The 26441-nt window shown below is 72.5% G+C and carries 21 protein-coding genes; 14 read left to right on the plus strand and 7 right to left on the minus strand.

Translation table 11 applies throughout. From position 1 onward, the window contains the following. Positions 1-3: 3 nt before the first annotated feature. The 4 genes from ABD369_RS09405 to ABD369_RS09420 all read right to left on the minus strand — a co-directional run bounded on the left by ABD369_RS09405 (position 4) and on the right by ABD369_RS09420 (position 3934). Positions 4-204 carry an aroma-sacti cluster domain-containing protein gene (locus ABD369_RS09405; RefSeq protein WP_344635810.1) on the minus strand — a complete coding sequence of 67 codons (201 nt, stop codon included), beginning with the start codon at positions 202-204 and terminating at the stop codon, positions 4-6. Continuing rightward, a complete protein-coding gene (locus tag ABD369_RS09410) occupies positions 201-938 on the minus strand; it encodes an iron-containing redox enzyme family protein (protein ID WP_344635811.1) in 738 nt (245 codons plus the stop codon). Before ABD369_RS09410 ends, ABD369_RS09405 begins: the two co-directional genes overlap by 4 nt. Continuing rightward, positions 935-2020, minus strand: a complete 1086-nt coding sequence (locus ABD369_RS09415; protein ID WP_344635812.1) for a radical SAM protein — start codon at positions 2018-2020, stop codon at positions 935-937. The genes ABD369_RS09410 and ABD369_RS09415 overlap by 4 nt, the downstream gene beginning before the upstream one ends. 93 nt (positions 2021-2113) lie before the next feature. Next, positions 2114-3934, minus strand: a complete 1821-nt coding sequence (locus ABD369_RS09420) for an AfsR/SARP family transcriptional regulator (RefSeq protein WP_344635813.1) — start codon at positions 3932-3934, stop codon at positions 2114-2116. Positions 3935-4676: 742 nt separating this feature from the next. Here ABD369_RS09420 and ABD369_RS09425 point away from each other — a divergent pair. The 9 genes from ABD369_RS09425 to ABD369_RS09465 all read left to right on the plus strand — a co-directional run bounded on the left by ABD369_RS09425 (position 4677) and on the right by ABD369_RS09465 (position 17572). After that, the gene (locus ABD369_RS09425) at positions 4677-5102 is read left to right on the plus strand and encodes a hypothetical protein (RefSeq protein WP_344635814.1); all 426 of its coding nucleotides are present in this window, start codon (positions 4677-4679) and stop codon (positions 5100-5102) included. 183 nt (positions 5103-5285) lie between these two features. After that, positions 5286-6446: a radical SAM protein gene (locus ABD369_RS09430; protein ID WP_344635815.1), complete on the plus strand. Its 1161-nt coding sequence runs from the start codon at positions 5286-5288 to the stop codon at positions 6444-6446. Beyond that, positions 6443-7090: a glycosyltransferase gene (locus ABD369_RS09435; RefSeq protein WP_344635816.1), complete on the plus strand. Its 648-nt coding sequence runs from the start codon at positions 6443-6445 to the stop codon at positions 7088-7090. Before ABD369_RS09430 ends, ABD369_RS09435 begins: the two co-directional genes overlap by 4 nt. Beyond that, positions 7075-7776 (plus strand): class I SAM-dependent methyltransferase, encoded by a 702-nt coding sequence (locus tag ABD369_RS09440; RefSeq protein ID WP_344635969.1) that lies wholly within the window; start codon positions 7075-7077, stop codon positions 7774-7776. The genes ABD369_RS09435 and ABD369_RS09440 overlap by 16 nt, the downstream gene beginning before the upstream one ends. 14 nt (positions 7777-7790) lie before the next feature. Then, complete coding sequence (locus ABD369_RS09445) at positions 7791-9089, plus strand: MFS transporter (RefSeq protein ID WP_344635817.1); 1299 nt, start codon at positions 7791-7793, stop codon at positions 9087-9089. A 544-nt stretch (positions 9090-9633) separates the two neighbouring features. Beyond that, a complete protein-coding gene (locus ABD369_RS09450) occupies positions 9634-12417 on the plus strand; it encodes a type 2 lanthipeptide synthetase LanM family protein (RefSeq protein ID WP_344635818.1) in 2784 nt (927 codons plus the stop codon). A 21-nt stretch (positions 12418-12438) separates the two neighbouring features. Beyond that, positions 12439-12648: a hypothetical protein gene (locus tag ABD369_RS09455; RefSeq protein ID WP_344635819.1), complete on the plus strand. Its 210-nt coding sequence runs from the start codon at positions 12439-12441 to the stop codon at positions 12646-12648. Positions 12649-12716: 68 nt separating this feature from the next. Continuing rightward, complete coding sequence (locus ABD369_RS09460; RefSeq protein WP_344635820.1) at positions 12717-15674, plus strand: ATP-binding protein; 2958 nt, start codon at positions 12717-12719, stop codon at positions 15672-15674. A 284-nt stretch (positions 15675-15958) separates the two neighbouring features. Further along, positions 15959-17572: an alpha/beta hydrolase gene (locus ABD369_RS09465; protein ID WP_344635821.1), complete on the plus strand. Its 1614-nt coding sequence runs from the start codon at positions 15959-15961 to the stop codon at positions 17570-17572. An 80-nt stretch (positions 17573-17652) separates the two neighbouring features. Here ABD369_RS09465 and fusA read toward each other — a convergent pair whose 3' ends face one another. Further along, entirely contained in the window at positions 17653-19752 is a 2100-nt protein-coding gene (gene fusA, locus ABD369_RS09470) for an elongation factor G (protein WP_344635822.1), read from the minus strand. Between the two features lie 636 nt (positions 19753-20388). Between fusA and ABD369_RS09475 the strand changes: the two genes are divergently transcribed. After that, the gene (locus ABD369_RS09475; RefSeq protein WP_344635823.1) at positions 20389-21630 is read left to right on the plus strand and encodes a YncE family protein; all 1242 of its coding nucleotides are present in this window, start codon (positions 20389-20391) and stop codon (positions 21628-21630) included. Between the two features lie 275 nt (positions 21631-21905). Here the strand turns inward: ABD369_RS09475 and ABD369_RS09480 are convergent, their stop codons facing one another. Together ABD369_RS09480 and ABD369_RS09485 are read right to left on the minus strand one after the other, a co-directional pair. Next, the gene (locus ABD369_RS09480) at positions 21906-22340 is read right to left on the minus strand and encodes a hypothetical protein (protein ID WP_344635824.1); all 435 of its coding nucleotides are present in this window, start codon (positions 22338-22340) and stop codon (positions 21906-21908) included. 336 nt (positions 22341-22676) lie between these two features. Beyond that, positions 22677-23063 carry a hypothetical protein gene (locus ABD369_RS09485; RefSeq protein ID WP_344635825.1) on the minus strand — a complete coding sequence of 129 codons (387 nt, stop codon included), beginning with the start codon at positions 23061-23063 and terminating at the stop codon, positions 22677-22679. Between the two features lie 237 nt (positions 23064-23300). On the opposite strand from ABD369_RS09485, the gene ABD369_RS09490 reads away from it, so the two are divergent. From ABD369_RS09490 to ABD369_RS09505, 4 genes are read left to right on the plus strand one after another with little or no spacing between them, the layout of a single operon-like run. Then, positions 23301-23600, plus strand: a complete 300-nt coding sequence (locus ABD369_RS09490; protein WP_344635826.1) for a hypothetical protein — start codon at positions 23301-23303, stop codon at positions 23598-23600. Between the two features lie 59 nt (positions 23601-23659). Then, the gene (locus ABD369_RS09495; protein ID WP_344635827.1) at positions 23660-24970 is read left to right on the plus strand and encodes a hypothetical protein; all 1311 of its coding nucleotides are present in this window, start codon (positions 23660-23662) and stop codon (positions 24968-24970) included. Next, on the plus strand, positions 24967-25713 hold the full coding sequence (locus ABD369_RS09500; protein WP_344635828.1) for a hypothetical protein: 747 nt from the start codon (positions 24967-24969) through the stop codon (positions 25711-25713). The genes ABD369_RS09495 and ABD369_RS09500 overlap by 4 nt, the downstream gene beginning before the upstream one ends. Beyond that, positions 25710-26225, plus strand: a complete 516-nt coding sequence (locus tag ABD369_RS09505) for a hypothetical protein (protein WP_344635829.1) — start codon at positions 25710-25712, stop codon at positions 26223-26225. Before ABD369_RS09500 ends, ABD369_RS09505 begins: the two co-directional genes overlap by 4 nt. Positions 26226-26441 lie beyond the last annotated feature (216 nt).

The raw sequence follows: 26441 nt of genomic DNA on the forward strand, positions 1-26441 counted from the left end.
GGGTCAGAACAGCGCGCCACCGGCGATCTCGCTGTGGGCCTGGACCTCGGGCCCCACCTCGTCGAGCCGGTGCTTGAGGTCGAGCAGGACGGCCACTTCGTGCGGGGTGAGCTTGCGGAGCACCTCCTGCTGTTCCTCGGTGAACGCGTCGATGTCGAAACCCGCGGCGGCGAGGCGGCTGAGCGTGACCTGCTGGTCGGTCATCCCGGGGCTCCTGGGTGTTCGGAGGTGTCGGCGAGCTGGCGGAAGAGGCGGGTGATCCCGTCGACGGTGTGCAGGGCGCTGACCGCGACCGCGGTCTGCTGCGCGGCGGTCAGCGGGAGTTCGTCGAGCAGGTTCTCGAGGTCGGCGAGGTGGCCGGTGTCCAGTGCGGCGTGGTCTCGAAGGGTGCGGAAGGCGGCCGGTGGCAGCCCGGTGTGCTCCGCGAGCCGGTCGGCCAGCCAGGGCGCGGGGGCGTTGCCCTCCAGTGCGGCGATGTAGCCCAGCAGCACCACGGGGTGGTGGTGCCGGATCCAGTAGTACTGGGCCCCGGAAAGCTCTGCCACCACCACCGGCGGGAGGGCGCTCGGCGCCTCGGCGCCTGCCGCGGCGAGGTCGGCGAGCAACCAGTCGTCGTGGCCGCGCTCCTGTTCGGCGTGCAGCCGGAAGTAGCGGGCGAGCGGGGCGGCCAGCGGGTCACCGGGAGGCTGCCGGTCGCACCACTCGGCGGCCAGCTCCAGCAGCGGGACGGAGGCTTGGATCAGCCCGTGCATGGCGGCGAGGTAGTTCAGGTAGCGCGGACGGAGGCTGTCCGGCTGCCAGAGCGCGGTGGTCGCTGCTCTCAGGAGGGGCGTCGTCAAGGCGAGTTTGGTGCGCAGCGCGGCGGAGGCGCTGGGACGGCTCGCGGCAGCGGAATCGCTCGGGCGGCTCGGCGCGGTGGAGGCGCTGGGGCGACTCATCGCGGGCTCCCGGCGGCGTCCCGGTGCGGAAGTGCGACGAGGTCGGCGTACGGCGGGCAGCCGTGCCGGCGGAGCAGCTCCACCGGGCCGGCCGCGCGCTGGATCCTGGCGGCCTCCCGGTCGAGCAGTTCGCCCACGGGCCCGGCCCCGTCCCGGGCGGCGCCCGCGAGCACCTCCGGGTGCTGCGGCAGGTTCCGGCAGGTTCCGCAGTATCCGGGCCCGGCCGATTCGGGGGCGTACCGCGCGTACAGGTGGGCCGGACCGACGGTGCGGAGCAGGCGCAGCACGGGCGAGGCGAGCGAGCGCCGCCGGACGGTCCGCCAGTCGTCCTCGGCGATGTGTCCCAGCCGCAGGTGTTCCGGGGCGGGTCGGCGGTCCACCGCCTGCTGGTTGCAGCAGGCGAGCACCGTCCCGTCGAAGGCCACCACGGGCCAGGCCGCCATGGCGCAGGGCAGTGCCCGCTCCCCGTCCGGCCGGGGCCTCGACGCGGTGGCCCAGGCGGCCGCCCGGCCCATCGGCCTGATCTCGTTCACCAGCATCGGCACCTGGTCGGCGAACTCCCGCCGGATGTCGGCCGTCACCTCGGCGAGGTAGGGGTCCTGCGGCCCCGACCCGGTGATGTGGAAGCTGACCGGCACTCCGGCCTCGCGTACCTGGTGCACGGCGTGCAGGACGGCCGCGCGGGGTACCTCGCGCTCGTGGAAGGCGTCCAGGCTGGCGGAGAAGTGGTCGGCGGCGGTGACGGCGCGCATGACTCGGGCCGGTATCCGCCTCTCCCGGGCGAAGAACATGCCGCTCAGCAGCACGCTCCGGGTGCCCGCCGCCCGCGCCGACTCCGCCAGATCACGGGCCAGTTCGGGCAGCAGCAGCGGCTCGCCGCCGGTGAGCAGGACCACCTCGGGCCGGTCGCCGGCGGCGAACGAGCTTACGAACCGGAGCAGTTGGGCGTCGGACGGCTCCTCTCCCGCCATGGTGGACGAGGTGGAGCAGTGCGCGCAGCTCAGCGGGCAGCGGCGGGTGAGGGTGATCAGCAGGCCCGCCGCCGGGACGGGCCGCAGCCCGATGAAGTCGGACAGCTCCACGGGCCCTCCCCCGGTCTCTCGGGCCGCCGCCCGATCGCCGCGGTCACCCACCCAGGGTCGCGGCGCCGGGTTGGGATCCGGTTGGCCACCGGTTCAGGGACGGTATATCCGCTGGCCGACCTGGGCTTCGGCCACTTCGCGGGCGTACAGGTGGGCGAGCCGGGGCAGGTTGTACAGCGCGGCGTGCGCGCTGACCTCGTCGGCCGGTGAGAGCACCACCCCGGTGTCGATCAGGGCTTCCAGTTGGCGCAGTGCCGAACCGGGCCCGCAGCCGAATGCCTCGGCCGCGTCGTCGACCGTGAACGGGCGTGACACGGGCAGCCGTCCGAGCCGCCCCAGCGCGGTACGGACCGACTCCGGCAGGTCCCGCCAGCCGCCGGCCAGCCGCTCCCGGACGGAGAGGTCGCCGGCGGCCAGCTCGTCCAGGGCGGCGCGGGGTTCGGCCACCCGGTCGGCGTACTCGCCGAGCGGCAAGTGCCGCAGGACCGCCAGCCGCTGGCCGCTCACCCGCACGGCGAGCGGCAGCAGTCCGGTCGCGGCGGCGATCCGTTCCGCCGCCACCCGGTCGCCGCGCAGGCGGTGCGCGCCGATGATCCGGCCGAGCAGTTCGACGGCCTCCGCCTGGGAGTACAGCGGGACGTTGACGCGGTACGCCGAGGCCAGTCCGGCGAGCGAGGTTCGGGAGGTGACCAGGGCCGCGCTGCCGCCGGCTCCGGGCAGCAGCGGGCGGACGGCCGCCTCGTCCGGGACGTCGTCCAGGATGACCAGTACCCGGCGGTCGGCCAGCCAGGCACGCCAGCGGGCGGCGGCCAGGCCGGGGTCGTCGAGCAGCGGCCCCGGCAGGCCGGTGAGCCGGGCCAGCTCGGTCAGTACGGCGGCCGTCGGCCTGGGGGCCCCGTGCTCGTCGCGCAGCGCCACCAGCACCCGGCCGTCGGGGAAGTCCTCTCCCAGGCGGTGCGCGACATGGACCACCAGCGCGGTCTTGCCGATGCCGGCCGGTCCGACCGCCACGGCGATCCGTCCGCCGCCCGGCCGTACCGTGCCGAGCAGTTCGCCGATCTGCTGCTGGCGGCCGGTGAAGTCCGCGTCGTCCGGCGGTAGCAGGGTGCGCGGCACCTCGGCGGCCGTCGCCGGGCCCGCTCCCCGGGCCAGGATCGAGCGGTACAGCCGCTGCAGCGCCGGGCTCGGGTCCAGCCCGAGCTCGCGGGCCAACAGCTGCCGCAGCCCGTCGTAGACGGCGAGTGCCTCGGTCTGCCGGCCGGTGCGGTGCAGTGCGGTCATCTGGGCGGCTCGCAGGCGTTCGCGCAGCGGGTACCGGTCGACGAGGTCGCCGACGGCCTCGGCCACCTCCCGGGCGTTCCCCAGCGCCAACTCGGCCTCGGCCCAGTCCTCCTGGACCCCGACACAGCGTTCGGCCAGCCGGTCCGCCTCCTCGCGCACCGGCTCCGACCCGCACAGGTCGGCCAGCGGCGCGGTGTGCCAGAGCCGCAGGGCCTGCCGGAACAGCCGGGCGGCCTCGGCCGGATCACCGCCGTCCCCGGCTTCCCGGCCGGCCCGGGCCAGCGCCCGGAACCGCAGCGAGTCCAACTCCGGCTCGGCGACCCGCAGCAGGTATCCGCCGCCGACGTGGGCCAGCCGGTCCGCCTCGCCCGCCTCGCAGAGCATCCGGCGCACCGCCCAGACGTACTGCTGCACGTTCTTGCGTGCCGTCCTGGGCGGCTCGTCCTGCCACACCGCCTCGGTGAGCCGGTCGACCGAGACGGGGGTGTTGGCGTGCAGGAGCAGCATGGCGAGCACCAGCCGCTGCTTGATCGGCCCGAGCGGCAGCGGGCGGCCGCCGACCTCGACCGAGAGCGGGCCGAGAACGGCGAACCGTACGCCACAGGGCTGCGGTTCGTACGCGGGCACCTGCATCCGGTCTCCCCTTCCGTGGACGAATCTTCGTCGGGGGGAGATCCTCGCGGCAGTCGCGGTGGGGCGACATCGGGGCGTGGCCCCCATGTTCTTGACGCGACCCCGACCGTTTCGGCGGCGGCCGGCGCAGAATCGCCGACGGCCCGCGAGTCCTCGGTCGAGGCGTCGAGCGCGCGGCCGGTGGCCACCGCGGAAATGCCGTCCGAGGTGAACAGCGCTACGAATCAGTGTAGTTGGGTTTCCTCGGGCGCTGGCCCGCCGTCACGGACGAGGCGTAGTGACGCCGGCAGCGCATCGGGTGGCGTCGGGCTGGGGTCGGCAGCGGTCTCGCGCCCGGATACGCCGCGACCGATCGGCTCGGCCGGGTGGATGAGCGGCCCTCTCTCCACGGTCCACGGCGGCCACGGTACGCGGCGATCGCGTCCAGTGCCCCGAGGGCGGTCCAAGACGGGATCGCCGTCGGCCCGGGAGCGGTGAATCCGCTGGTCATGGACGGCTCGTGGGCGTTCAGGGCGGGCCCGGCGGGCCGACGAGCGGCGGGCATACCGATTCCATACCGGCGGTTGACCGCTGCCGAACCGTCGGTGCCTAGCTTTCGGTTCGTCCGGTGCGGCGGTCACCGGCCCCGGTGCGACGGCGGATTCCGCCGGCGGCTGCGGTTCTGCCACCGGAGTACGGAGTTCTGTCATCGCGGACGAGGGCGATCTGCGCCCGGCTTTCCCCGTCCACAGAGGAGGAGTTCATGTCCGAGAACCCCGAGAAGTTCGAAGGCACCGGAGTCATCTGCGGCGTCTACGACAAGGAAGAGGCCTTCGCCGACGACGTCCAGGCGCACTCCGCCGAGATGTTCAAGGGCACCGAGGTCATCTGCGGCGTCTACGACAAGGAAGAGTCCAACCTCACCGACGACGTCCAGGCCCACTCCGCCGAGAAGTTCGAAGGCACCGGAGTCATCTGCGGCGTCTACGACAAGGAAGAGTCCAACCTCACCGACGACGTCCAGGCCCACTCCGCCGAGAAGTTCAAGGGCACCGAGGTCATCTGCGGCGTCTACGACAAGCCGAACTTCACCGATGACGTCCAGGCGCACTCGGCCGAGATGGTCGAGGGCACGGAGGTCATCTGCAGCCTGTACTGCGAGGCCGATGGGCTCTCGGCCGAGATGTAGCGGCCCGAGATCGTCTGCGGCGGGTGCCAACGCCACGACGAACTGACCGCCCAGGGCGCGGCTCCTCCTCCGGGTGCCGCGCCCCGCCGGCCGGCCCGCACGACCGTCCGTCCACTCGGGTGCCGCGCCCCGCCGGCCGGCCCGCACGACCGTCCGTCCACTCAGGCAGGAGAACCGAGCACCATGAGACTCATCGAAGGGCCCTCCGGCGTGTGGTACTTGGGACCCGGCGGGACCCTGCTGATGCCCCGGCGGTTCCACCGGCAGGGCGCGCTCACCGACGAGGGCAGGGCGGAACTGGAGAAGTCGCAGATCGGCACGCCTCGCTCGCGGCGCCACTACAGCCTCACCGTGGTCACTTCCTCCGCGTGCAACCTGGGTTGCCCGTACTGCTTCCAGAACACCGGGGTCGCCGCCCCCGGACGCTTCGATCCACCGCGGATCCCCAAGCGGGTCCTGGACGTGCCGATGATCGAGCGCATCATCGACTTCACCACGGGCCGGCTCGCGGACGGCGGGTACGACCGGCTGTTCGTGCTGCTCTTCGGCGGCGAGCCGCTGCTCAACCGCGCGGGCTGCCGGGAGCTGCTGGTGCGGCTCGGCCGGCTCGCGCCCGTCAGCGCGTCCATGGTGACCAACGGTGTGCTGCTCAGGCCCCGTGTCGCAAAGGAGTTGGAGAGTGCGGGCCTGAAGTCGGCGCAGATCACCTTCGACGGTCCGCGTGAGCTGCACGACGCGCTGCGCGCCACCCGCTCCGGCCGGGGCACCTTCGACACCATCATCGAGAACCTGGTCGCCGTCCAGCGCGAGACCGACCTGCGGCTGACCCTGCGGCTCAACACCACGGCCGAGGGGCTGCCGCTGCTCGACGACCTGATCCGCGGCCTCGCCGAGCGCCTCAACCCGCAGCGTTGCTTCCTGGACATCGCGCCCGTGCTCAACTACGCGGATCTGTACCAGGACGTCCTCGCGCGCTCCAGCGGCGAGGTCGACACCATCCTCGCGGGATACGCGACCGCCCTGGAGTGCGGCTTCGAGGTCGCCTGGCCGAGCGGCGGCGCGTGCGGCTTCTGCGGGGAGCGCGATGGCGCCACCGGCGCCGTGATCAATGCCGACGGCACCCTCTACAGCTGCTGGGAGACCATCGGCAAGGACGGCTACGAGGTCGGCAGCATCGAGGACGGATACCAGCCGTATCCGCCGCAACGCTGGGTGAGTTGCGGCGAGTTCGCGACCGAGGCCGCGGCGCCGTCGGCCTCGAAGGCCTTCGACGACGCGCTGACCGTCGGCCTGCTGGAACTGCTCCGCGCCCGGCGTCGGGAACAGGCGGTGGCGCGCGCATGAAGGTGCTCGTCGCGCCCTGGTCCAGCCCGGGCCATCGCTATCCGGCCATCGCCACCGCGCTGGAACTCCATCAGCGCGGCCACGACGTCGCCCTGCTGAGCGGCACCGGCACCGACGCCGAAGCAGCGCGTGCGGCCGGGCTGGATGTGCTGACCGTACGCCGGGGCTGGACGTCCGACCTGCTCAGCCGGGCCGAGCTGGTGGTCGCCAACGGCACCAGCGCTCCCGTCCTCGGCGCACTGCTGCACGATCGTCCGCTGCTGCTCAGCCCGAATGGCGGCGAACAGCGCCTGCTCGCCGCGGCCTGCCTGCGGGCCGGCGTGGCCGCCCCGCTGGATCCGGCGGCAGCCGTGCCGGACCTGCGCACCGTCACGGCCGACCCGGCCCTGCGCGCCAGGGTTCGTGAGGCCGGTGCGCTGTTGCGCCAGGCCGAGCGCAGCCCTGGCGGCCCAGGCCGTCGAGGAGGCGGGCCGCTAGGGCCTGACCGTCCGTGCCCCCGTACCGGTCCCCTGGAGGAGAAACCATGGCGTCCACCGTCCCCACCGACCACGCGGCCGTCGCCTACGACGCGACCGCGCCCTTCTACGACTCGCTCACCCGGCAGGACGACTACACCGTCTTCGGTGACGTGCTGGAGAGCCTGATCAAGCGCGCCGACCCGCCCGGCGTCCGCCTGCTCGACGCGGGATGCGGCACCGGCCGCAGCACCGCCGCCTTCGCCGAGCGCGGCTTCGAGCCCACCGGCGTCGACATCAGCCCGGCCATGATCGACATCGCCCGGGCCAAGCACGGTCACACCGGCATCGAGTTCCACGTCCACGACATCCGCCTGCCGTTCGAGCACGGCGGTCCCTACGACGTGGTGCTGTGCATGAGCGACATCGCCAACTACCTCGCCGACAAGGCCCATCTGGGCGAGGCACTGGCCAGTCTCGGGAGTGTGCTGCGCCCCGGTGGCGTCCTGGTCTTCGATGCCAACACCGCCCGTGGCTACCAGCTCATGCGCGAGTCCCACGTCTTCGACTCCGAGGACCTGCACGCCGTCCTTCGCGGCCGCTTCCTGCCCGAGGACGGCGACCCGCACCGGTTCCAGCTCACCATGGACGCCTTCCGGCGGACCGGGCCCGAGGCGAACACCTGGACCCGGGAGAGCGTCCAGCACCTCCAACGGCACCACAGCCCCGCCGAGTTCGCCGATCTGCTCGACGCCGCCGGGCTGGAACTGCTCGGCGCCCACGGGCTGGAGCGCACCGGCACCCTGTCCGACTCCCTGGACGAGGACCGCCACACCAAGGGCCTGTACCTCGCGGTGCGGCGCACCGCCGCCTGACCCGGCGGCCGCCCGTGATCAACAGGAACTTCACGCTGATCTGGGTCGGCCAGGCACTGTCGGACATGGCCAGCGAGATGACCTCGCTGGCCCTGCCGCTCGCCGTGCTCGCCGAGACCCGCTCGCCCGCCGCCACCGCGACGGTCGCCACCGCGGTCGGCATCGCACAGCTCGCCGCGAAGCTCCCCGCCGGCCTGCTCGCCGACACCCACAACCGCAAACACCTGATGCTGCTGTGCGACGCCGCACGAGCGGTGATCGCGCTGCTGCTCGCCTTCGCGCTGGCCGAACACCGGCTGACCACCGGCCTGGCGGTGGGTGCGGCCGCCGCCTCCGCGGCGATCTCCGCGGTGTTCTTCCCCGCCGAGGCGGGCGTGCTGCGCCAGGCGGTGCCGACGGAGCGGCGGCGCGAGGCGATCACCCGCAACGTCGTACGCACCAACATCGCCATCGCCATCGGCCCGCCGCTCGGCGGGCTGCTGCTGCAGTGCGGTGCGCCGATCGCCTTCCTCGCCGACGCCGCCTCCTACCTGGTCTCGTTCGGGCTGGTGCTGCAAGTGGCCTATCGGCATGTGCCGCGTCCCGCGACCGCTGCCGCCGAAGACCCGGCCCGGCGGGGCCGGTCGGCGCTGCGCGCGAGCGGTGAACTGACCGTCGGTTTCTCCTGGTTGATGCGAAATCGGGGGATGCTGGTCCTGGTACTGGTGGTGGCGTACCTGAACCTGCTCGGCCGGGCCATCGAACTGCTCGCCAGCATCGGGGTCTCCGACCTGGGGCGGGAGCCCGTGTCGGCGGGCGTGGTGCTGACCGCCGCGGGCTGTGGCGGCATCGTCGGCGGCCTGTGCACCGGATGGCTGCTGCGCAGACTCACTCCGATGCTGATCCTGGCCGGCACCACCGCGGCATGGCTGCTGCTGACGCCGCTCGTCGGCACCGGGATCGCCTGGATCAGCGCGCTCGCCGTCGGACTGCTGGTCTTCACGCTGCCACCGCTGGCCTCCCTGGCGTTCCTCGTGGTGAGCCTCGACACGCCCCCGCATCTCCAGGGACGGGCGGGCGCCGCGGTCCAGTTGGTCGCGGTGTCGATCGCCTGGGCGGGCCCCGGGCTTGCCGGATTCCTGATCACGGCGAACGGCGGGCCTCTCGCGGCCCTCGAACTGGCCGCGCCGCTGGCCCTGCCGCTGCTCGCCGCGACCAGCCCACGGCTCCGGGCCCTGGTCAACTCCCTCGGGCGGCAGCCGGATTCGGCGAAGGCGGCCGCGGAGCTGCCACCGGTGGCGCCGGTGAGCGCCACCGGGCAAGGGGGCGAGTAGCCGGGACCCGGTGACCGTCCGGGGGCACGCCGACTCCTGCCGGCTCGGAGGCGGGGACGCAACTCTGCGTCCCCGCCCCTTTGCGTCGTCCGTACCGGCCCGACCCAGCCCGCGGTACCACCGCGTTCGCACCCCGGAGTCGGCACTCCGCCGTCCCCCGGGGACCCGGCTCGGACGGAACCTCGCCCCGGGCGCCGACGACGCGTAGCACTCCGGGTCCGCGAGCCCGAATCCGATCGTCCGGTCCATGGACTCTCCAGGCAGGGTGGGTACGGCCGTTCGGAGACGGCGCGCCCGGCCTCCCCCCGCAAGGCCGGGTGCGGGATCCGAGACTAGGCCGGGGCGCTTCAGGGCCGGTCTACCGTCGGTCTGCGGTCGATATCGCGGCGGTCTTGCGCACCCCCGCCCGCCCTGACAGGCTCTGCTCGTGACCGGGAAGCGGATGCCTGGATTTCGTATTGTGAAGGAACTCCCCTGGTGGCATGGAGGATTGACGGAGTCTCAGTCAAATTGTCCGGAGTGGGCCGGTTTCGTCGACGCAGCGGTGTCCGCCGCGCCGACCACGTCGGCACCGGCTCGCGGTGAGCTGCCGGGCACCAGCGGTTTCGCTCTCGTCCTCGCGCCGCTGGCAGCGGCGGCCGCCGATCGCGTACCCGTCATCCCCGGTGCGGACTCCATGGCCCTGCGCGCCGGGTTCGTCCGGCAGTTGTCCGCCCGACTGGCCCGGCTGGCCGCACGCGCCCTGGTCCTGGAACTCCATGTGTGCCGGGTGACCGGCCGGCTCTCGGGTGACACCCCGTCCGACCGGTTCCGAAGCTTCGTCGGCCTGATGGCGACCCGGGACGGCCTGTCCCGGCTGTTCGCCGATTACCCCGTACTGGCCCGACTGCTGGGCCAGGCCTGCCTGCAGGCCGCCGCCGCGCGGACGGAACTGCTGGAACGGTTCGCCGCCGACCGCTCCCTGATCGTCGACACCCTGCTGGCCGGCCGAGACCCGGGAGCGCTGACCGAGGTGGAGAGCGGAGCTGGCGATCACCACCGCGGCGGACGCTCGGTCTCGCTGCTGCGCTTCGCCGGCGGTGCCCGGGTGGTGTACAAGCCGAGGCCCGTGACCGCCCACCGGTGCTTCAACGAACTGGCCGACTGGCTCAACGCCCGGCTCGGGGAACGGGAGTTGTGCACCCTCGCGCTGCTTGAGCGGCCGGGCTACGGCTGGGCCGAGTTCGTGGCGCAGCGGCCCTGCGGCAGCGAGCCGCAGCTCGAGCGCTTCTACCACCGGCAGGGTGTACTGCTGGCACTGCTGCACGTCCTGGACGGCACGGACGTGCACCACGAGAACGTGATCGCCCGCGCCGACGAGCCGGTACTGATCGACGTGGAGACGCTGTTCCATCCCACGCTGCCCCTCCCGTCCGCGACCGCGGAGGATCCGGCCGCCCTGGTGCTGCGGTCCTCGGTGTACCGGACCGGCCTGCTGCCCAGCCTCCACCTGGGCGACGAGACCGCCTGGGACGCCTCCGGGCTCGGCGCCGACCGGGGCGCACCGCTGCCGATGGAGACGGTGGACTGGGAGGGTGCGGGCACCGACGAGATGCGCCTGGTCCGGCGGGTCCGGCCGTTCGACGGCGCGCGGAACCGGCCGCGCCTCGGCGGCCGGGACGCCGACCCCGCCGGGTACACCGGGTCCCTGCTGACGGGCTTCCGCGCCGGGTACCGCACGATCGCCGCCCACCGGCACCAACTGACCGGGCTGCTGGACCGGTTCGCGGCCGCCGAGGTACGGGTGGTCATCCGGGCCTCCCAGCTCTACGCGCAGTTGCTCGACGAGTCGACCCACCCCGACGTGCTGCGGGACGCCGCCGAGCGGGACGGGCTGCTCGCCGAGGTGCGGGAGAGGTCGCTCGGCGACCCGGTCCGGCCCCGGCTCGTCGACGACGAGATCGCCCAGCTGTGGAACGGCGACCTCCCGCTGTTCACCAGCCGCCCCGGGACAGCGGACCTGTGGAACGGGCACGGCGAGCGGATCGCCGGAATCCTCGGCGAGCCCGGCCTGACCAGAGCGGCGGGCAAGATCGAGGCCATGTCCGAGGCGGACCTGCGCGACCAGGAGTGGATCATCCGTGCGGCGCTGGCCGCCCGCTGCCCGGGCACCACTCCCACGACCGCCCGGCCCGGCCGGGGCCGGAAGGCCGCCGCGCCCCCGGCCCCGGAGCGGCTGCTCGCCGCCGCCTGCCGGATCGGGGACCGGCTCGTCGCCACCGCCCGGCGGGGGCCGTCCCGGGTCAACTGGCTCGGCCTGGAACTGCTCGAGCACCGGTACTGGCGGCTGGGCTCCATGGGTGCCGGTCTGGGCGAGGGCTACTGCGGACCGGCCCTGTTCCTGGCCCGGCTCGGCCGCCTCACCGGGAGGGCGCGGTACGCGGAGCCGGCCCGCCAGGCGCTGCGCCCGCTGCCCGCCCTGCTGGCCGCGCTCGCCGAACGGCCCGACCAGCTCGGCTACATCGGCACCGGCGCCTTCGCCGGACTCGGTGGCATCGCCTACGCGCTGACGCAGGTGTCCGCCGCCCTGGACGACGCCGAGATCGCCGGCTGGGTCGAGCCCGCCGTCCACCTCGCCGCCGGCGCCGCTGCCGCCGAACAGGAGCCGGGAGTAGTGGCCGGGCGGGCCGGAGGCCTGGTGTCGCTGCTCGCCGTGCACCGGGCCACCGGCTCGGCCGAAGCCTGGCAGGCCGCGCGCTCGTGCGCGGAGCTGCTCGCCGCAGGCCCGCTCCCCGGTGCCGCCGGCTTCGCCTACGGCTCGGCGGGCGTCGGCTGGGCACTGCTCGCGTTCGCGGCCGCCGGCGGCGATCCGCGCTTCGAACGGGCGGGCCTGGCGGTCCTGCGGGCCGAGGTGCCGCCGACCGGTGAACCGTCCTGGTGCCACGGGCTGTCCGGGACCGCGCTGGCCGTGGCCGCCAGCCCGGTCGCGGCGGCGGATCCGGCCCTGGCCCCCGTACTCGACCGCGCGGTCCGCGACATCGCCGAGAGCGGCCCACCGGCTGACCACAGTCTGTGCCACGGCGAGCTCGGCGTGCTCGAACTGCTCCAAGCCGTGCCGGGACCGGTGGCCGAGGCGGCCCGGGCCCGGCGGGCGGAGGCCCTGCTGGCCGACCTGGAGCAGGGCGGTGCGCGCTGCGGCACACCCGGCGGCGTGGTCAGCCCGGGGCTGCTGACCGGCCTGGCCGGGCTCGGGTACGGCCTCCTCCGGCTCGGGTTCCCCGACCGGACGCCTTCGGCGCTGCTGCTGCAGCCGCCGATTCCTGATCGGGCGTCGGCTGCGACGCCATGACACTCCGTCGAAAGGACACTCATGGACACCGAGGAACTGGTCCGGTCGTGGAAGGACCCGAGGGTCCGTCAAAACCGTGCGGCCGGACACCCGGCCGGCGAGATCAAGCTCGGCGGCGGCGGTGCCCTGGGCCGCCGGTCCGGCCTGCTGGGCGGGGCGATCAGCACGGCCGGCGACCTCTGGGCCGAGGCCGACAACACCATCATCACCAGCTGCACCGTCCCGGAGTAACCACTGCGCTCAGCTCCCGTTCGGGTGCTGACCTGTGGGAATCTCCCCAGTTCGAGTAGCCTGCGGACATGCGGACCACCTCACCGGTCATCGTCGGCCGGTCTGCCGAACTCACCGTGCTGAAAACGGCGTTGACGGAGGTCGGCACAGGTACGGGCCGGGCGGTGTTCATGCTCGGGGAAGCCGGGATCGGGAAGTCCCGGCTGGCCGGGGAGTGCGCCCAGCGGGCCTTGGCACGTGCTCTGCCGGTACTGCGGGGCCGCGCCGGAGCGGGCGGGACGAGCACACCGTTCCGCCCGCTCCAGGAGGCGCTGGCCTCCCGCTTCCGGCTGAGCGGGCCGCCCGGTGACGCCGAGTTGGCGCCCTGCCGGCCGGCGCTCGCGCGGCTGGTGCCCGAGTGGCGCTCCGCCGCGGACCCGGGACACCAGGAGAGCGTGGTCGAGCTCGCCGAGGCCCTGCTGCGGCTGCTGGCGGTACTGGGCCGCGGCGGCGGCTGCGTACTGGTGCTCGAGGACCTGCACGACGCCGACTCGGAGACGACGGCCGTCGTCGACTATCTGGTCGACAACATCGCCGAGGTGCCCGTCCTGCTGCTGGCCACCCTGCGGCCGGAGCCGGGCCCCGGGCTGCGGATGGTGCGGGCGGCCGAACGCCGCCGGGCCGCGCTGACCGCCGAACTCCGACCGCTGGCACCGACGGAGGTCCGGCTGCTGGCCGCCGGCTGTCTGGAGACACCGGCCGAGGCCGTACCGGACGTGGTGGTGGACCGGCTGGTCGCGGGCGGCGAGGGCAATCCGTACCTGGTCGAGGAACTGCTCGCGGAGATGGTCGGCTCCGGCGGGCTCAGCTCGAACCGGAACGGCTGGCGGGTCACCGGAGACCTGGGCGCCGCCGTCCCGGCGACGGTGGTGCACAGCTACGGCCAGCGGCTGGACGCCACCGGCCCGCAGGTGCGCGAACTGCTGCTGGTGGGGGCCTGCCTCGGCCCGCGGTTCTCGGTCAGCGTGGTCCAGCTGGCCACCGGGTACGACGAGCGCAACCTGTTCGCGAGCCTGCGCTCGGCCACCGGGGCCGGCCTCATCGTGCCCGACCAGGCGACCCCGGGCTGGTACGCGTTCCGGCACGCGCTCACCGCCAAGGCGCTGCTGGCCACCGTGCCGCCCACGGAACGGGCGGCACTCGCCCGGCACGCCGCCGCCGAGGTGGAGCGGGCCGACCCGGCGCTGCCCGATGAGCGCTGCCAGCTGGTCGCCGTGCTTCGGCTGGCCGCCGGCGACCGGTGCGCGGCGGCCCGCCACTACACCGAGGCCGGCCGCAGGGCGCTGTCCGCCGGTGCGTCCGGGTCGGCCGTGGTCCTGCTGGAGCGCGGGTACGAGCTGGCCGCCGAGGAGGACCGGCCGGGCGTCATCGAGTCGCTGGTGGAAGCCCTCGCCGAGGCCGGGCAGCTCGACCGCGCGCTCGTCCTGGTCGGCGAGCTGGCCCCGGCCGGAGCGGCGGCCCTGAGCACCGACCGCCGGGCCGCACTGCACAACCGGCTGGCCTGGGCGGCCGTGACGGCCGAGCGCCCCAAGGAGGCCGCCGCGCAAGTGGTGGCCGTCCGCGCCCTGCTCGGCGGCACTGCCACGCCGGAGCAGACCGCCGCGCTGGCCGCGGTCGAGGCACACCTGGCGATGCTGCCCGGCCAGGGCGACCGGCGGGCCCGCACCGCGGACGCCGCGCGGCTGGCCTCTCTCGCGGCGGAGGTGGCCGAGCGGGCCGGCCTGCCGGTGGTGGCCTGTCAGGCCTGGCAGCTGCTCGCCCTGACAGCCCGCGAGCGCGGCTTCGACCACGCGGACGAGTACCTGGGGCGGATGCTGGACGTGGCCGAGCGCCACGCGCTGCCGGCCTGGCGGGTGGAGGCCCTGCTGCGGCTGGGCGTCAACGAGTCGATGCGCACCGGCGAGCTGCACCGGCTGGAACAGGCCCGCCAGGCCTCGTTGAGCCTCGGCTCGGTGATGCTGACCCAGACGGCGGAGGGAACGCTCGCGATGATCTCGGTGCTGCGGGGCGACCCGGCCACCGCCCGGGAGATCATCGACCGCTGCCTGGGCGCCACGGCCCGGCTGGGCAACCTCCCCACGCACCGCTACCTGCTGCTGACCGATGCGACCCTCGCCGCCCACCACGGCCGCCGGGAGGAGATGGAACGGCGTCTGGTCACCTTCAGCCAGGGCGGTGGTGAGGACTTCTTCCTGATGCCGCTGGTACTCGGCCTGTGCCGCGCGGTCTGCGCACTGCTGGAGGAGGACCGCGAGCTGGCCTCGACCGAGATCGCCGCGGCCCTGGCCTGGGAGGACCGCAACCCCAGCGTCCACTACCTGGCCGGCCGCTACGGCCTGCACCCCTTCCTGGAGGCGCTGGCCGGGCGTACCGGCTGGGCTGAACACCGGGCGGCGGAAGCCACTTCGGGCGCCGGCCTCGCCTGGAACCGGCACTTCCTGGAGCTCACCCGTGCCGTGCTGCTGGGCCGGGACGGGCGCGGCGAGGAGGCGGCGCGGGCCGTGGCGCGGGCCCGGGAGGTCGCCGCGGTCTTCCCGACGGCAGCCCACCTGGGCCTGCGTCTGGTCTCGGAGGCGGCACTGCGCGACGGCTGGGGAGATCCGGTGGCGTGGCTGCGGACCGCGGAGGAGCACTTCCACGCCGCCGGGGTCCCCGCGGTGACCTCCGTCTGCCGAACGCTGCTGCGGCAGGCCGGGGCCAGCGTGGCGCAGCACCGCACCGGCCGGGAGCGGATCCCCGCGCGGTTGCGGCTGCAGGGTGTGACGCCGCGCGAGTACGAGGTGTTCGTACTGCTGACCGGCCGGCCGGGCAACCAGCAGATCGCCCGGCAGCTGTCCATCTCACCGCGCACGGTGGAGAAGCACCTGGCGAGCCTGCTCGGCAAGACGGGGTGCCAGGACCGCGTCGAGCTGTGCGAGTTGGCGGTGCGCGTGTGCGCCGAGGAGGGGTCGGGGAGGGGCACGGGGACCGGCACCGGCCAGGTCTGATGCCGGCCGCATGCCGGACCTGAACCGTTCCGAACACGACGACCACCGACGCGAGTGCCCTGCGACTGCTGGACGTCGACGAGTACGTGGGAGGCCGGCCCGTCGAGATCTGCTGGCCCTTCACCCGCTACTTCCCCTACGACACCGACTGGCGGGCCAAGAAGTGACCCACCGGCGGCCCCGGCGGCCCGCCCGGGGCCGCCACGCCGACGGAGGTACGCGCTCTTCCACCGACGGCCGCCGGATGCCAGGCTGACCGGGTTTGCACAATCCGAGGAGGCCCCTTGTTACGGAAACCGACTCTGGCAGTCGCGGTCATCAGCGCGTTCGCCCTCGTCACCGGTACCGCCGCCACTGCCTCCGCGTCGGTCGCGCAGACCGCCGCGCAGACCGTCGCCGAGAAGGTCGAACCGGTCGTCTGGACACCGTGCAACCCCGACCCGTCGAAGCCGGATCCGAAGACCTACGACTGCGCCGTCTACCCGGTGCCGCTGGACTACGCGAACCCGTCGGGCGAGAAGATCGGCATCGCCATGATGCGCCGGCGGGCCGGCGACCCGGCCAAGCGCATCGGTTCGCTGTTCCTCAACCCCGGCGGACCGGGCGGCAGCGGCTACCTCTGGGCGACCACGACCCGGTTCGATCCCCGGGTCACGGAGCGCTTCGACCTGATCGGATTCGACCCCCGCGGGGTCGCCAGAAGCAATCCGCTCCGCTGCTTCACGACCGGCGAGGAGGCCGACGCGGTCCTCAAGCGGACGACCGAGGTTCCCGTCACCTCAGCGGAGATCAACAGCACTCTGGCAGCCGACGAGGACTACACCGACGCCTGCGCGCGCAACGCGGGTCCGCTGCTCGAGCACATGTCGACCGTCAACGTGGTGCGCGATCTCGACCGGATGCGCCAGGCCGTGGGCGACTCCCGGCTCACCTTCGCCGGCTTCTCCTACGGCACGCTGATCGGTGCCACGTACGCCAACATGTACCCCGGCAAGGTGCGCGCACTGGTCATCGACGGCAACGTCGACCCGCAGCTGCGGCTGAGCAACGGCCTGGAGTACGACCGGCAGCGGGCGGGCGGGTTCGAGCTCGCGCTGGACGAGTACCTGAAGCGCTGCAAGGCGGCGGGCACGCGGCGTTGCGCCTTCGCCGAGGGCGATCCCCGGGCCAGGTTCGACGCGATCCGCGACCGCCTGCGCACCGAGCCGGTCACCCTGCCGGACGGCTCGAAGGTCACACTGAGCACCTTCACCAGTCAGGTCGCCAACGCCCTCTACGTGCAGGCCCGGCAGGCGCCGCTGGCCAAGTCACTGCAGGCACTGCACCAGGTGATCGAGTCGCAGCAGACCTCCGGCACCCTGGCGGCACCAAAGGCGGCGAACGAGGCGGCCGCGCTGGCCGTACCGGCTCCGGCGGCACTGCGGGAGGCCCCCGCGGACACCCCGTACACCGTCGACGACTCCTACCTCGGGGTCAACTGCCAGGACAAGCCGTACCCGTCGAACCCGAGGATGTTCGCCCTCGTGGCCAGGGCCTGGGAGCTGGAGGCGCCGACCTTCGGCCGGTACCAGGCCTTCGACGCGCCTGCGTGCGCGACCTGGCCGGCGCCGGCGCGCGCGGTGGAGCGCTACTCCGGACCCTGGAACCGGAAGACCGACCATCCGGTCATGGTGATCGGCAACACCTTCGATCCGGCCACCCGGTACCGGTTCGCACAGCACATGCAGCGGGAACTCGGCAGTGCCGTGCTGGTCACGGTCGACATGGTCCAGCACTGCGCGATCGGTCAGAGCAAGGCCCTGGACGCGCTGGTCACCTCGTACCTGGTGGACCAGGTCGCCCCCAAGCCCGGCCAGCTGCTCGAGCCTGACACCGACGCGTTCCCGATGCCTTCCTGACTGAACGTCAGATCATGTCCGCGCTGCTCCGGTTCCGGGGCCGACGAGGACCCGCCCGCGCGGGCGGGTCCTCGTCGGCGCTACCGGGCCGCCACGTCGCGGACCGGGCGCGGCGCCGGGGCGTAGCCGGTGGGCCGGGCGGTGAAGGTCCCGCGGCCCTGGGTCCGGCTGCGCAGCCGGGTCGCGTAGCCGAACAGCTCGGCCAGCGGCACGGTGGCGGTCACCACCGCCGTACCGGCCCGCGCGGCCTGGCCCAGGACCCGGCCGCGCCGTGCCGCGAGGTCACCCAGCACCGCGCCCACCGCGTCGCCCGGAACCGTGACCGTGACCTCGACCACCGGTTCCAGCAGCGTCATCACGCAGGCCTGCAGCGCCGCGCGGAGCGCTAGGCGGCCGGCAGTCCGGAACGCCACCTCCGAGGAGTCCTTGGGATGGGTGGCTCCGTCGGTCAGGGTGACCCGCAGCCCGGTGACGGGCTGTCCGTCGAGGGGGCCCTCGGTCAGGGCTTCCCGGCAGCCGGCCTCAACGGCTTGCACGTACTCCTTCGGCACCCGTCCGCCGACCACCGTGGACCGGAAGGCGAAGCGCTCGGGTCCACCGTCGCCCACCCCGTCCGGGCCGGCCTCCAGCGGTTCCACGTCGAGGACGACGTGGGCGAACTGGCCTGCTCCTCCTTCCTGTTTGACGTGCCGGAACACCGAGCCGGACACGCCGCGGGCGACGGTCTCCCGGTAGGCCACCTGCGGGCGGCCGACGTTGACCTCCAGTCCGTGGGCACGGCGGATCTTCTCCACCGCGACCTCCAGGTGCAGCTCACCCATCCCCGACAGCACCGTCTGGCCGGTTTCGGGGTCGGTGCGGACCGCGAGCGAGGGATCCTCCTCGACCAGTCGTGCCAGCGCCGCCGCCAGCCGGTCGGAGTCGGTGCTCCTGCGAGCCTCCACGGCCGCGGAGACGACCGGATCGGCCGCCATCGGCGGCTCGAGGACCAAGGGTGCCGAGGGTGCGCACAGGGTGGTCCCGGCGCAGGCGGTCTTCAGTCCGACCACCGCGACGATGTCCCCGGCCACCGCCCGGTCCACCTCCGCGTGCCGGTCGGCCTGCACCCGCAGGATCCGGCCGATCCGCTCGGTGCGTCCCGTGCCCGCGTGCAACACCACGCCACCCTTCTCGATCGTCCCCGAGTACACCCGCAGGTAGGTCAGCCGCCCCGTGCCCGTCGAGTTGACCTTGAACACCAGCGCCGAGAACGGCGCCGCCGCGTCGGCCGCCCGCTCCTGCACCGCGCCGTCCAGGGTGCCGCGTACCGCGGGCACGTCCGACGGCGAGGGGAGGTAGTCCACGACCGCCTCCAGCAGCGGCTCGATCCCGCGGTTGCGGTAGGCCGAACCGCACAGCACCACCACGCCCTCACCGGTGCGGGTCAGGTCGCGCAGCGCACCGGCCAGTGTCCGCGCCGAGAGAGTCGCCCTCGTGCAGAACTCCTCCAAGGCGACCGGGTGGAGTTCCGCCACCGCTTCCTCCAGCAGTCGGCGGCGCTGCTGCGCCTCCTCCCCCAGGTCTTCGGGCACCGGGCCCTCCTCGGCCGAGTCGCATCCGTCGGCCCAGGTGAGCGACCGCATCCGCAGCAGGTCCACCACCCCGGTAAAGCCGTCCTCCCTCCCGATCGGCAGCTGGACCACCAGCGGAGCCGCGTGCAGCCGCTCCCGGATCGAGGCGACCGCCGCGTCCAGGTCGGCACCGACCCGGTCCAGCTTGTTGACGAACGCGATTCGCGGCACCCCGTGCCGGTCGGCCTGCCGCCACACCGACTCGCTCTGCGGTTCGACGCCCGCGACGGCGTCGAACACCGCCACCGCACCGTCGAGGACCCGCAACGAGCGCTCCACCTCGTCGGAGAAGTCCACATGGCCCGGGGTGTCGATCAGATTGATCCGATGGCCGTCCCACGAGCAGCTCACCGCCGCGGCGAAGATGGTGATCCCGCGATCCCGCTCCTGGGAGTCGAAGTCGGTGACGGTCGTGCCGTCATGGACCTCGCCCCGCTTGTGGACCGCGCCGGTGGTGTACAGGATCCGTTCGGTGACGGTGGTCTTGCCGGCATCCACGTGGGCGAGGATGCCCAGGTTGCGGATACCGCTCATGGCGGTGGCGGGCTGACGGTGCTGGTCGGTGCGCATGGCCTGTGGCCTTTCAGGGTGATCCCGGTCAGGACTGCGCGATTCCCGGACGAAGACGGCGTGGCTTCAGGCCCACGAGCGCCCGGCCGGCCGCGTCGGCCTCACCGGGCGGGCCGGCCCCACAACGGGTTGGCCGGCCTCAGGCGTTCGTCACGGACAGCCGGTGCCGGCCGCGCAGCGGGCACCGGGCGGACGAGGACACCAGGATCACCTCGTAACGCGAAAGGGAAGCGGCGGCGTCGATGCGGTCACGCACGGCCTGGCTCCCCTCACTCGTCACGGCGCGCACTGCGACTTACCGGCAGCGCGCGTTCGTGGCGAGCGTAGAGGACCGTGCCCGGACGGGGCACCGGAATTTCCGCCTGACGCCGCATCCGGACGCGTGGTGGAAGACCGGGTCGGCAATCGGCGGTCCGACCAACTCCCGCCCGCAGCAGTCTTGTCGGGCCCGCAGCCGCTCAGTACCGTCGAGTAGCCGAATCCGAACGCGCGCTTCTTCTCGGATCGGCCTCGGCACCAGCCTCGGCACCGCCAGCGTCAGCACCTTCAGCCTCGGCACCGCCAGCCTCACCACCTTCAGCCTCAGCACCGTCACCGAGCGTCGTCCCTTCCACGCACCGCGCCCCGGGAGATCGGATGAGCAGAAAGCACGTCCCCGGCAAGGCCGTTCGGCACCTGTCCCGCTCCGTCTCCGTCGCCACGGCCGCCACCGCCCTGGCCGGCGCGCTCGTGCTCCCCGCCTCACCCGCAGCGGCCGGCAGCGCCGACGCCGGCCTGCTGGACGTCCTGGTGGTCGGCAACAGCCAGGCCGGCACGGTGAGTTTCCTCGACGCCCACACCTTCCGGAACCTCGGTTCGCTGAACGTCACCGCCGACGCCCAGCAGCGGATCTCCGGCATGGATCCCATCCAGTGGATCGGCTTCCAGACCGTCACCTCGATCGAGGGCGGCAACCGCTGGGTGGACGACGCGACGCTCTCGCCCGACGGCCGCCGGCTGTACGTGTCCCGCGGCAACCTGGACGACGTCGCCGCCTTCGACATCGCCACCGGCGCCCAGCTCTGGCGCACCCGGCTGGACGGGTTCAAGGCCGACCACGCCGCGCTATCGCCGGACGGCCGCCGCTACGTCGTGTCCGCGACCACCGCACAGAAGGCGGAGGTGCTCGACACCGCGACCGGCGACGCGGTCGGCTCCTTCCCGACCGGCACCTACCCGCACCAGAACGACTACTCCCCGGACGGGAAGTACATCTACAACTCCAGCATCGGCATCACCTCGTTCCCGCAGGCGATGGAGTGGGCCAAGGGAAGCTTCCAGCTCACCAAGGTCGACGCGGCCACCCTGCAGGTCGTGCAGACCTGGAAGTTCCCGCACGGCATCCGCCCCAACACGATCGAGGCCGACGGCCGGACCATGTACACCGACCTGTCCTACCTCAACGGCTTCGCCAGGTACGACCTGTCCACCGGCTCGGTGGTCACCGTGCAGATGCCCTACAGCCAGGCCGGCGCGGCCCTCTCCCCCGACAGCTACCCGCAGAACTCGGCGCACCACGGCCTCGCCCTCTCCGGCGACGGCGCGAGCCTGTGCGACGTCGGCACCATCGACGACTACACCGCGATCGTCTCCACCGCCGACCTCGGCACCCGCGGGACGGTCGACTACCCCACGGGCAGCCTCCCCTACTGGGGCACCAGCAGCGCCGACGGCACGCTCTGCTTCGTCTCGCTCAGCAAGGCCGACGCCGTCTCGGTGATCGACTACCGCACCGCGAAGGAACTCGCCCGAGTCCCGGTCGGCGCCTTCCCCCAGCGCGAACGGACCGGACGGATCGCCACCGACCTGCTCGGCGGCCTCTCCCCCTCGGCGGGCTGAGCAGTCCGGGCCCGGCCGCCCGGAGAACGAGCCAGGGGCCAACGGCCTCACTGGGGATCACAGAAGCAGGGTGCTGTGGGCGTACGGCCCGGCCGCCACCGGAGCGGGTGACGACCCGGCCGCACGCCACGTCCGCGGCCGGATCCCGTTGCTCAACGAATCGACTCGGATGGTCGGCCGCGCAACGAACAGTTCAAGTCCCTTGCCGGTGGTGGCGGTCGCCCCACTCGTCAGACGTCGCCCCCCAAACCGTTCCTCGGGTGTGGCACCAACCGTCACAGGCCCGTTGACACGGGGTTCACCACCCGGCTCCCGGGCTGCCCTGCCCCCTGGGACAGGCTCATCCGCAGCTGTTGCAGCTGAAGACGACCGCGCGGTTCATAGCTACCCACCACGTGGCCGTTCCGGAGCAGTTCCACGTCGTACGGCACCACCTCCATCGCGCGCAGCACCGAGACGACCGGCGTGGCCAGCAGACGCAGCATCAACTCGACCAGCCAGAATATCCCGAGCACGAGGAACACCGGTGTGGCGAGAACCGTCAGGACCTCGGAGATGGGGAGAATCGCCAGCAGCTCGCGGATTGTGCCAACGCCGTCGATGTTCTCCGGGATCCACGCATAGGCGATGCCTGGCCGTACCAGCCGCCGCCAGGCCAGGCGACGCTGCCGAATCCGCCAACCGGTTCCCTCAAAGTCACGCCAACGCATGGTCCCACCCCAGCCTCACGCTTTCACGAGCACGGCCGCCAACGCCTGCTCAAGGAAACGAGGAGCGCCACCGTCCTGGACGACAGGGGCCTGTCAGGGATCCTCGTCGTCGCCAGGAGCCGCACTGCTCGGACCGGAAGCGTAGCCGGTCATAGGCCCGGTGCCGACGTCAGCGCACCGCGAAGGAGCTCGCCCGAGTCCCGGCGCCTTCCCCCAGCGCGAACGGACCGGACGGATCGCCACCGACCTGCTCGGCGACCTCTCCCCCTCGGCCGGCTGAGCAGCCGGGGCCCGGCCGCCGCGAGAACGAGGCTGTGTCACCGAGCCGTTGACTGACTAGAGGTTGCCCGGCCTGACCCCGGGCTGCGCCGACCACTGGGACAGGCTCGTCCACAGCTCCCGCAGCTGGACCCGGCCGCGCGGTTCATAGCTGCGCATCACGTCGCTGTTCCGCAGCAGGTCCACCCGGTACGGCACCACCTCCGTCGCGCGCAGCACCGCGACCACGGGTGTGGCCGCCAGCCGCAGCGCCAACTCGGCCAGCCAGATGATCCCGAGTACGAGGAACACCGGCGTGACGAGGATTACCACCAGTCCGGTGATCGTGTCATCGCTGCTGTCCGGCACCAGCTTCCAGACGACGTTCGGCCGCACCAGCCCCCGCCATGCCAGGCGATCCTGCCGGACCCACCACTTGTTCCCCTCGCTGTCACGCCAACGCATGGTCCCCACCTGGCCTCAAGCTATCGTTCGGGCAGGAAGCGTAACGGCTCATGGGCTCGGTACACACGTCAGCCTGCGGGTACCGGCGGCGGATACCTCGCGCCGGTCCCGCCGTCCGCCGACGGTACCGATCACCAGGCTGCGGTGAGAGTCCGTGAGCCACGCCTTTGGCCCCCCTGTGATCCGCCTATCATTTGATCAACTATTGGATCACGGATTACGGGGGCTTGTAGGCCAATGGGGGACTTCTTCCGCGTCGAGATCAGCGATCTCGACCGCCTGCTGCGGCAACTAGTGCAGAGCCAGCAGGAGTTGAACACCGCACTGAACGCGATGCGTGACACCGGCCCGAAGACGACCGGCAGCAAGGCGCTCGACCACGCCTGCAACGACTTCCAGAACAGCTGGGGCGACGAGATCAAGATGCTCGCCGAGGGCACTGAGCAGATCGCGACCGGACTGGACGAGGTCCGCAAGAACTACGCGGAGTCCGAGCAGGGCATCGCCGGGGCGCTCCGGCCGGGGGCTGCCGCATGAGCGACGACGCGGAGTACCCGGCGCTCGGCTTCAACCCGGCCCCGGGCAACGTGGGCGGCGTGAACGCCCTGGTGGACCAGCTCAACTCGGCGTCCAACGCGATGGAGAACGCCCACAACACGCTGACGTCGCTCGCGAGCGGCAGCGGCAGCTGGCAGGGCGACGCCGCCAACGCGTTCTCGAAGAAGGCCGGCGAGCTGCCCAAGCACCTGCAGCAGGGTGTGGACGCGCTGAAGGGTGCGTCGACCCAGCTGGCCTCCTGGAGTTCAGCGCTGGCGCACTACCAGGACACGGCCAAGCGGTACGAGGCGGATGCGGAGGAGCTCAAGCGCCGCATCCAGGAGGCCGAGGCGCGCAAGGGCGAGGCGACCAACCGCTACGACCAGGCCGCCGGAGATCCGGCCCTTCAACTGATCGGCTCGTACCAGGCCAACGCCCAGGCGCTGGAGGCCGCCAACAGCGCCATCATGGAGGCCTCGAACCGACTGCACGTGGCCGACGGCGAGTTGCAGGCGGCGAAGGCGGAGCTGCACCAGCTGGAGGAGGAGCTCCACCACCTCGTCAAGCAGGCCAAGGAGCTGCTGCACCACCACCACGACGACGCGGAGAAGACCGCGAAGGCGCTGCGCAAGGCCGACCACAATCTTCCGCACAAGAGCATGTGGAGCAAGCTCGGCGACGGCTTCAAGGCGATCGGCCACGGCATCAAGAACTGGGCGCACAAGCACGCCGCTCTGCTGAAGAAGATCGGCGACGTCGCGGGCGCCGCCTCGGCCGTCCTGGGCATCGCCGCGCTCGCGACGATGTGGTGCCCCCCGCTGTCCGCCGCCCTCGGCGGCGCCGCGGCCGGCGCGTCGGCGGTCGCCCTCGGCGCGCACGGCCTGGCGAAACTCGGCGGGGCGAACATCAGTATGACGACCCTCGTGATGGACGGCATCGGCGCGGTGCCGGGGCTGACTGCTGGCGCCAAGGCGATTGGTGCCGTACGGGTGGGCGTCAAGGCGGCGACGGAGGCAGGTGAGGTCTTGAGTACCGCCTCAAAGCTCTCCACGGCGGGCAAGGCCTTCGTCAAGGCGGGCGAGGCGGGCTCGTTCATGCACAAGAGCATCTCGGCAGGGGTCACCAAAATTCCTCTGAAGGGGTTGAGTAAGTTTCCGAGCCTCGCAGCAGACATCGTTCCCAAGTTGGACGAGGAGGGCAACGTCGTTACGAAGGTTGTGGGGAAGGGCGACGAGGCCAAGGCCGTCGTCCAGAAGGTGCTCGACCCGAAGTCCTGGTGGTCTCGTGGCACGCAGATCGGTGTCAAGGGCATCGGTCTGGGACTGCATGCGCCTGAGCTGAAGAACGAGCTTTCGGGGAGCCCGGCATGACCGATCCGTTCACGCCCGACCCCTCCGCGACGGCTGCTGCGGAGGTGCCCGCGCAGGCGGTTCCCGTCGATCCGCTGTACGCCGACGACGATGTGGACGTCCGCTTCGAGGTCCCGATCTGGTTCCACTCCCTCGGGCTCGAGATGTCCGAGGAGCAGCGCGCCGCGCACCACGCGGAGATCGCCTCCGAGATCTGGGCCGGCGGCACCGACTACCAGCGGACGACGGTCGCCGCCTGGTACGCGGAGATCGCCGAGGGCGCGCTGGAGGACGGCGTGCTGTACGCGGGCATCAACTACTTCCGCACCGACGACGACCGGCTCGCCACCGCGAACCTGGTCATCCAGGCCGAGAAGATCGACACCTCGGACGCCGGGATCGCCGCAGCCTCCCTGGTCGAGATGCTGTCGGCTGACCCGGATCAGGAGGTGTTCCGGACCGACGTCCACTGCGGGCCCGCAGTGGTGGTCGTCCACGGCCAGGTGTGCGAGTTCGGTCAGGAGGCCGGGGCGCCCGCCACGCTCGAACTCGCCCAGGCGGAGGTGTACATCCCCGTCCAGGGCGCGGACACGCTGCTCGTGATGCGGATCAGCACACCGTCCCTGCCGGAGTTCCCCACGTACGTGACCATGCTGGCGCAGATCGCGGACAGTGTGTACTTCGGGCGTCCGAGCGATGCACCGGGCGCCACTCCGGCCGTCCCGTCAGCCGCCGCATCCCGGATCACGGAGGCCTTCGGATGAGCAACTCGTACGCCTCCGCACCACAAGGCCTGGACACCGGACCACTGCCCAGGCGTTCGGCTGTCGGGCTCTGGTTGCAGTTCACCCTTCAATGGCTGTACAAGGTGCCCTGGAGCCCCATAGTCGCGCTGGACTTCGTCTTCGGGCACGGCGTTCTGTGGGAGCCCTTCGCCGAGCGCACACTGACGCCCCGCAGGCTCCGCCTTGAACGCCGGGGCACCCAGCAGGAATGGGAGGCCTGGGCGGACAGGATCATCCAGCGGCGCGCGGCCGAGGCCATGCAGACGGAGTTTCAGCACCGTCGTTGGAACGCCTCGGGCAAGTACCGCTACAAGCACCAGGAGACCGAGCCGAACTTCCACATCGAGATGCGCTATTACCGAGGCATCGGCGCCGCCGGTGTGGCAGTGGTCGCCGCACGTCACGGCTGGGACGTGGACTGGCAGAGAACCTCCCCGAAAAACTTCGTCCGTCTCGTTTACCGCAGGCCCTTGACGTGGTCCTTCGGATGAGCATCTGGCAGCCGCGGCCGCCGAACACCCCGCCCCGGCCGGCCTCGACGTCGGGCCGCTGCCCAGGCGCTCGACAGTCAGCCTGACCGCACGGTTCGGCCTGCAACACGAGGGCTTGACTGCCACGGCGCCTGGCATGGGGAGCTTCGTGGCCGACCGTAGCGGACAGCAGCGGCACCAGGACGTCCATGAGGCCGAACGGCGAAGCCCCGCCCA

Origin of the sequence: Kitasatospora cystarginea (assembly GCF_039533515.1) — a bacterium.
GTDB classification, from domain to species: Bacteria; Actinomycetota; Actinomycetes; order Streptomycetales; family Streptomycetaceae; genus Kitasatospora; species Kitasatospora cystarginea.

Bases quoted from the DNA above. Each gene is read 5' to 3' on its own strand.
- ABD369_RS09405 (WP_344635810.1), bottom strand. From the start codon at position 204: ATGACCGACCAGCAGGTCACGCTCAGCCGCCTCGCCGCCGCGGGTTTC.
- ABD369_RS09410 (WP_344635811.1), bottom strand. From the start codon at position 938: ATGAGTCGCCCCAGCGCCTCCACCGCGCCGAGCCGCCCGAGCGATTCC.
- ABD369_RS09420 (WP_344635813.1), bottom strand. From the start codon at position 3,934: ATGCAGGTGCCCGCGTACGAACCGCAGCCCTGTGGCGTACGGTTCGCC.
- ABD369_RS09425 (WP_344635814.1), top strand. From the start codon at position 4,677: ATGTCCGAGAACCCCGAGAAGTTCGAAGGCACCGGAGTCATCTGCGGC.
- ABD369_RS09430 (WP_344635815.1), top strand. From the start codon at position 5,286: ATGAGACTCATCGAAGGGCCCTCCGGCGTGTGGTACTTGGGACCCGGC.
- ABD369_RS09435 (WP_344635816.1), top strand. From the start codon at position 6,443: ATGAAGGTGCTCGTCGCGCCCTGGTCCAGCCCGGGCCATCGCTATCCG.
- ABD369_RS09455 (WP_344635819.1), top strand. From the start codon at position 12,439: ATGGACACCGAGGAACTGGTCCGGTCGTGGAAGGACCCGAGGGTCCGT.
- ABD369_RS09460 (WP_344635820.1), top strand. From the start codon at position 12,717: ATGCGGACCACCTCACCGGTCATCGTCGGCCGGTCTGCCGAACTCACC.
- fusA (WP_344635822.1), bottom strand. From the start codon at position 19,752: ATGCGCACCGACCAGCACCGTCAGCCCGCCACCGCCATGAGCGGTATC.
- ABD369_RS09475 (WP_344635823.1), top strand. From the start codon at position 20,389: ATGAGCAGAAAGCACGTCCCCGGCAAGGCCGTTCGGCACCTGTCCCGC.
- ABD369_RS09480 (WP_344635824.1), bottom strand. From the start codon at position 22,340: ATGCGTTGGCGTGACTTTGAGGGAACCGGTTGGCGGATTCGGCAGCGT.
- ABD369_RS09485 (WP_344635825.1), bottom strand. From the start codon at position 23,063: ATGCGTTGGCGTGACAGCGAGGGGAACAAGTGGTGGGTCCGGCAGGAT.
- ABD369_RS09490 (WP_344635826.1), top strand. From the start codon at position 23,301: ATGGGGGACTTCTTCCGCGTCGAGATCAGCGATCTCGACCGCCTGCTG.
- ABD369_RS09500 (WP_344635828.1), top strand. From the start codon at position 24,967: ATGACCGATCCGTTCACGCCCGACCCCTCCGCGACGGCTGCTGCGGAG.
- ABD369_RS09505 (WP_344635829.1), top strand. From the start codon at position 25,710: ATGAGCAACTCGTACGCCTCCGCACCACAAGGCCTGGACACCGGACCA.